The organism is Acetobacter sp. (genome assembly GCF_047721705.1).
GTDB lineage: Bacteria > Pseudomonadota > Alphaproteobacteria > Acetobacterales > Acetobacteraceae > Acetobacter.
This window is the reverse complement of the sequence record NZ_JBDNXK010000174.1, coordinates 1-2,568: the sequence shown is the minus strand read 5'-3', so window position 1 is coordinate 2,568 and position 2,568 is coordinate 1. Positions and strand designations below refer to the sequence as shown.

General features: G+C 53.9%; 2 protein-coding genes. Both read left to right on the top strand.

All coding sequences use genetic code 11. The annotated features are described in order from the left end of the window. Positions 1 to 435: 435 nt before the first annotated feature. Positions 436 to 843: a VOC family protein gene (locus ABF824_RS16230; RefSeq protein WP_415489987.1), complete on the top strand. Its 408-nt coding sequence runs from the start codon at positions 436 to 438 to the stop codon at positions 841 to 843. A gap of 113 nt (positions 844 to 956) precedes the next feature. Then, positions 957 to 2,333: a transposase gene (locus ABF824_RS16225; RefSeq protein WP_415489986.1), complete on the top strand. Its 1,377-nt coding sequence runs from the start codon at positions 957 to 959 to the stop codon at positions 2,331 to 2,333. Positions 2,334 to 2,568 lie beyond the last annotated feature (235 nt).

The following is a 2,568-nucleotide window of genomic DNA, read 5'->3' as shown; positions in this document are numbered from 1 at the left end:
GCGTACAAGCTGCGTCAGGGACTGTAACGGGCGGATGATTATTTCCTGTCGTTGGCGCGCCTGTCCCAGCAACGTCGAATGTGGCGGGATTTACCAGCAATAACGGTATGCCTGCTCACAGGGTGAAACAGACAGACAGCTTTCGCCTCATATCGGTCGTTTCTGTTGCCCAATGAGTGTCTACTAAGCGGACATTATTGACGAAGCTGCTTGACCGCTGCTGCTAGCATCAGCAAAGTCGTGTTTGCCTAAAAAGACAGCGATGCAGGTATGGTGACAACCTGTGGTCTCTCTGGAGAGACAGTCACGCTTGAGCGAATAAACCCGCTCTTGGCCATGGCCGGACACGACGAGGATAGGCCTCGTCCGTGGTCGGTCGTCGCTGTCCAGATTGCGACCGGCTCGTGTCCGTCTCACCGACGGAAAGACACAGTCATGAAGCTGAACCATATCAACCTCTACAGCCACGACACTGAGGCTGATCGCGCAATGTTCGAACAGTATTTCGGCCTGCGCACTCTCGTTGTGCGTGGGATGAAAATGGCCATCATGCAGGACAATGATGGGCTGGTTCTGATCGTCAATCATTTCGATAACAAGCTCGAAGGCTTTGATTACCCCAGGCAATTCGACATCCTGCACATTGGCTTCATCCAGAAGTCTCGCGAGGACGTCGATGCTCTCTATGAGAGCCTAAGCGCCGACGGCTGGGAGGTGCAAGCTCCACGCAACGCACATGGCGCGTGGTCCTTCTACTTCCGGGCGAAGGGTGGTTATTTCATCGAAGTGACGACATTGACCCCGGTTCGCCCTGAAGAAGCGTATCAGGGAAATCAGCAATAATGCCTAGCATAAGCAGCTGAGTAACCTGAACTGCCTGAATTCTGTTGAAAAAGTCGCTCTTGAAATAATCATAGCTTCCTGATTCAGTCATCTTCACTCAAGGAGTATGGCGAATGATGGGTGAACGAACCGGGGTTCAGGAAACCCTGTTTTACGGGTTCAGTTTGGAGCAGCATGTACCAGACAATCACCTGCTTCGATCCATTGACCGGCTGATTGATCTCTCTGGAATTCGCGAACACCTTCGCCCGTTTTATAGTACAATGGGGCGACCTTCGATTGATCCCGAGCTTCTCATCCGGATGCTGTTGATCGGTTACTGCATGGGCATTCGTTCTGAACGACGCCTGTGCGAAGAAGTGCATCTGAACCTCGCCTATCGATGGTTCTGTCAGTTGGGTCTGGAAGGGGCTGTTCCAGATCACTCTACATTTTCAAAGAACCGACATGGCCGTTTTCGTGAAAGCAACCTTCTGCGCGAAGTGTTCGAGATGACCGTCCGGCACTGTATCGAGACGGGCCTGGTCGATGGGGAAGGTTTTGCCGTCGACGCCAGCCTGATCCGGGCGGATGCCAATCGACAGCGGGCTGTACCGGGAGACGAAAGTCTTCCTCCTGATGCGGCAGGGCGTGCCGTAAAAGAATATCTTGCCGTTCTTGACGATGCCGCATTCGGTGCGTCGACACCCGTTGTCCCTAAAAGGCTATCTCCCACAGATCCTGCGGCACGGTATTCTGCAGCCACGCCCAATCAGGCTTTCTTTTCATACAGCACCAATTATCTGATCGACCTCAGGCATGCTGTTATTGTCGATGTTGAGGCCACCACATCAGTGCGTCAGGCGGAAGTTACAGCACAACGTCGCATGATTGAACGGGTACAGCAGACCTTTGGCTTATGGCCCGAACGCCTGGCTGCGGACGGTGCTTATGGTGATGCCGCAAACCTCGCATGGCTGGTAGAGGACAAAGGGATCGAACCGCACATTCCTGTGTTTGACAAGTCAGCCCGCAACGACGGGACGTTTGCACGGTCTGCTTTCACATTTGATCATGAGAATGACTTTTATACCTGCCCGGGCGGTCATCAACTCCGCACATCCAATCGGAACATCACAACACCCCGTTCCCGTGTCGACAAGGATGGCTTCATTCGTTACCGAGCCCGCGTAAAGGACTGCAGTGGATGTGAATTCCAGAAGCGCTGCACTCCGAATACACCTGCCCGCAAGATCATGCGGTCCGTGCATGAAGGTGCGCGCGATATGGCGCGGGACATCGCCCAGACCGATGCTTACGTGACATCACGAAGACAGAGGAAAAAGGTTGAGATGCTATTCGCTCATCTCAAACGCATACTCAAACTGGATCGACTGCGATTACGAGGCCCAAATGGCGCCAGAGATGAGTTCCTCCTCGCAGCAACCGCCCAGAACCTGCGTAAAATGGCAAAGCTGGTGCCACTCCTCTCTCTCCAGAGGGCCACCTGAAGGAGGCAGGCGCATCAAACTTCTCACAAGCCCCGATCCACCCGACACAGCATGCGACTTTTTCAACAGAATTCCCCCTTTGCGGTCATTGCGTTAAGCTTGGAAAACTTAAAACAACAGGTCGGTTGAGGTCGATTGTGCCAGAAAGGTGGGCACGCGGCTATGAGAGGCGATCCAGTCGCGGGTGAGGGGACAGATCCATCCGGTCACCCGAAGAATGGCCTCGTGATCGGCC